We start from the raw sequence: 2,576 nt of genomic DNA on the forward strand, positions 1-2,576 counted from the left end.
CTGCCAGGCCGCCCTCACGGCGGCCGCGGACCGCACCGGCCGCCGTCATGGCCTCGGGAAACTCGCTTTTGGTCATGGATGACTCCTCACAGAGCGCCGCGTGGCAGCCGGTACGGGCAAGGGTCGGGATCGGGAATCGCCTCGCGCACCACCATTGACACTCGCCCACCGCGACCTGAGACTCATGCCAGCTCGAAGTGAACCACACTTCACCAGGCGAACGAACCGTGTGCCCGGACCTCCCTCGTGTCGCTCGCCCGGCGGATCAGCCGGAGTGACACCACGGCCGCGGCACCCGCCACGGCCACTGTCGGCGCGGGCGCATCGGACAGCCGGCGTTCAGTCTCCCGGTCTCGTTCGTTCCATCGCTCCATTCGGCTTCAGCTCACACGAACCCCTCGAAGAGGAGTCGGCACGATGCAGCTACGCACAGGGATACACCTGAGTCAGTTGCGCTCGGGGCGCATCCCTCGGGCACTGGCGGCGGCCGCCGCGGCCGTGGTTCTCATCACGGCTGCGGGGGCCGCAGCCCCCGCCCGGGCGCAGACCGATGTGGAAGTCACCAAGGACCTCGCCTACGCACCCGCCCAACCGCCCGGCACTCAAGGCCACTTGCTGGACCTCTATGTCCCCAGGTCCGCGCGGCCGGTCCCGCTGGTGATCTTCTCCAGCGGCTCGGGTTGGCTGGCCGACAGCGGACGCCGCGGCGCCGACAGGGTGGCCGCACAGCTCAACCCGCGGGGATTCGCCGTCGCGGGCGTGGCGATCCGCTCCAGCGGACAGGCACAGTTCCCGGCGCAGCTGTACGACATCAAGGGCGCCATCCGCTGGCTGCGCGCGAACGCCAAAACGTACAACCTGGACCCGCACCGCGTCGCGATCATGGGCGACTCGTCGGGCGGCTGGACGACCGCGATGGCCGCGGTCACCGGCGACCGTCCGGAGCTGGAGGGCGACGTCGGCCCGCGCGGGCCGTCCAGCGCTGTCCAGGCGGCCGTGCCGTTCTACCCGCCGACCGACTTCCTGCAGATGGACGCGCACATGCCGGACGACTGCAGGGTGTTCAACTCGGCGTTCGGGCTGACGGACTGCCACTCCGACGCCCGCTCACCCGAGTCACTCCTGCTCGGCTGCACCATCACGGCCTGCCCTGGCAAGGTCGTCGCGGCGAACCCGCTCACCTACATCGGCGAGCGGCACACCCCACCGTTCCTGATCTTCCACGGCGAGCAGGACCCCTTCGTGCCGTACCACCAGAGCCGCCTGCTCTACGACGCCCTCGCGTCCGCGGGTGAGGAGGCACGACTGATCTCCTTCCCACGAGCCGGGCACGGGCCGCTGGAGGACATGCTCACCGACGACGAGACCCGCCAGGGTGCCTACCAGGAGACCACACGCAACGGGCACAGCACGCCGGCCCGCCCCGTGACTCCGACGTGGCCGACCGTCGTCTCCTTCCTGGAACAGCGGTTGCGCCCGGTGTCCCGCTGAGGCACTGGTCCTCGCCGCCCAACGGGTCTACCGTCGTTGGGGGGCGAGGCGTACGAAGGCGTTGGCGGCGCCGTATCCGCGGTAACCGCCGGTCCGTTGGACGATCTCGAAGAAGACGTACCCGACCGTATCCGTGTAGCAGCGGCGGAACTCCCCGCCCTGCTCGTCCTCCCCGCCTGCTCGTCGCGGTCGCAGAGAATGCCAAGTTCGCGATACGTCTCCAGCTCCCCGTCGGGGCATTCGTACGGTGCCGCCAGGTCGTCGCAGTAATTCGCCGGAATCCTGAGGAGTTCGGCGCCCGCCGCACGGACGTGCCGCACCGCCTCGACGATGTCCTCGACGGCGAACGCCGCATGTCGGGGCCGGACCTCGCGGGCCACCGCGTTCTGATTCGTCGTCACAAACAATCACGATGCAAGTGGCCGTACCCATGCCCACAGGTACCCCACTCCGCCACACTGACCAGCGACGACGACCTACGCCTCACGAACTACAGCTGCCGTGACTCTGCGACGACCTGCGCGCGGAGATCATTCTCCCCGGCGCAGGGCATGGGATCGCGGAAGAAAGGCCGGCCGAGGTGACTCAAGCGCTTGTCGAGTTCCTCGACGGCGTACGGCCTCGCCTGTGACACACCACTGAAGTCGGGAAGCCCCGCAGTCGCGGGGCCTTTCCCTGCGCCAGGGCCCGTAAGCCGGACGCGGACAAGACTGGCTGCGCAACCGGGCTTTGTGATCTGCTCGGGCCGCGGACTTCAGCTGCAGGGTCTCGGTCGAAGTGCCGATCGAGCCCGGCATTGGCGGGTGGCAGCCATCGCTTCGTTGGCCGTGGCCGTGGGACGGCGAGGAAGGGGTGTCGGCGGGAGCCTGCGCCGTGGCAGGGGCCGAAGTCGGTGCCGGCGAAGATCAAGCAGGTGCTGTCCAAGGCGAAGCTCCCGGTCGAGCGGGGCTTGGTGTATTGCCGTCAGGCAGGTTGGTGCGGCTCGCTGTCCGGTAGAGACGACGAACCGGACTCCACGACGCGTTCCGTCTCCCTCGCCGGGCGGCCTCATCTGCTGGCCGTACCTCCCGCACGTCGAGCTTGTG

At 69.2% G+C, this 2,576-nt stretch carries 2 protein-coding genes and 1 pseudogene; 2 read left to right on the forward strand and 1 reads right to left on the reverse strand.

All coding sequences use genetic code 11. From position 1 onward, the window contains the following. Positions 1–417: 417 nt before the first annotated feature. Positions 418–1,491, forward strand: coding sequence for an alpha/beta hydrolase (locus AQJ91_RS48155; RefSeq protein WP_067036726.1), 1,074 nt, complete (start codon positions 418–420; stop codon positions 1,489–1,491). Between the two features lie 27 nt (positions 1,492–1,518). Here the strand turns inward: AQJ91_RS48155 and AQJ91_RS57235 are convergent. Continuing rightward, positions 1,519–1,859 (reverse strand): annotated as a pseudogene (locus AQJ91_RS57235) (sugar phosphate isomerase/epimerase and 4-hydroxyphenylpyruvate domain-containing protein); the annotation flags it as partial. Positions 1,860–2,383: 524 nt separating this feature from the next. Between AQJ91_RS57235 and AQJ91_RS57240 the strand changes: the two are divergent. Beyond that, a partial coding sequence (locus AQJ91_RS57240) for a hypothetical protein (protein WP_234383483.1) occupies positions 2,384–2,576 on the forward strand: 193 nt, incomplete at its 3' end.

Source organism: Streptomyces dysideae (assembly GCF_001514305.1).
Classification (GTDB): Bacteria; Actinomycetota; Actinomycetes; order Streptomycetales; family Streptomycetaceae; genus Streptomyces; species Streptomyces dysideae.

Bases quoted from the DNA above. Each gene is read 5' to 3' on its own strand.
- AQJ91_RS48155 (WP_067036726.1), top strand. From the start codon at position 418: ATGCAGCTACGCACAGGGATACACCTGAGTCAGTTGCGCTCGGGGCGC.